Source organism: Francisella philomiragia subsp. philomiragia ATCC 25015, assembly GCF_000156715.1.
Lineage (GTDB): Bacteria > Pseudomonadota > Gammaproteobacteria > Francisellales > Francisellaceae > Francisella > Francisella philomiragia.
The window spans coordinates 1-996 of record NZ_DS999323.1 but is presented as its reverse complement, the minus strand read 5'-3'; the positions used below and the strand labels follow the sequence as shown (position 1 = coordinate 996).

Below are 996 nucleotides of genomic sequence, written 5' to 3'. Positions count from 1 at the left end.
ACATATACCAACCTAAATAATTTAGTATTTAATCAAATTGAAGAATTTCAAATAAACAAAGATTCAAAAGTATTACAATATGCTAACTATATATTTGATGCTTCAGTTTGGGAGATGTTTTCTAGTTTAGCTGCAGGTTGTCAGCTATTTATTGCATCTAAGTTAGTGCGAAAAGATAGTGTTTTATTAGATTATTTAGAGTTAAATGAAATAAGTATTGTTACATTGCCTCCAGCATTGTTAACTAATTTGGAACATAGTGATTTATCAAATTTAAAGACACTAATCATAGCAGGAGAATCATGCTCCAAAGAGGTAATGGATAAATGGAGTAAAGATAGATTATTTATAAATGCATATGGTCCTACAGAGTCAACAGTATGTGCGACATTACATAAATATAAAGAAGGTAATTTAAATACTAATATAGGTAAGCCACTAAGCAATATTCAAACATATATTCTTGATCAGTATATGACTCCAGTATCGATTGGAGTGGTTGGAGAATTATACATAGGTGGAGCTGGTCTTGCTCGTAGTTATCTTAACCGTCTTGAATTAATAGCAGAGAAATTTGTATCTAATCCGTTTGCTACAGAATCTGACAGATCGAAAGGATATGTAAGATTATATAAGACAGGGGATTTAGTAAGATGGTTATCTGATGGTAATATTGAATATATAGGTCGCAATGATGATCAAGTCAAGATCAGAGGTTATCGTATTGAATTGGGTGAGATTGAGAATCAACTAAGTTCAATAGCAGGGATTAAACAGTCATGTGTATTAGCCAAGCATAATAAAGAGAATGATACTAAATATTTAGTAGGTTACTATGTAGCTGACAAAGACAATTCTCTAACACAAGAATCAATACTCACTCAACTAGCTAAGGTATTACCGGAGTATATGTTACCGAGTATATTGGTTGAGCTTGAGAATATGCCATTGACTGTAAATGGTAAGTTAGATAGAAGGGCATTACCGGATCCAGAA

General features: G+C 32.1%; 1 protein-coding gene. It reads left to right on the top strand.

The annotated features are described in order from the left end of the window. Window positions 1-996: amino acid adenylation domain-containing protein (locus FTPG_RS09505; protein WP_004288259.1), on the top strand; the 996-nt coding region annotated here is incomplete at both ends.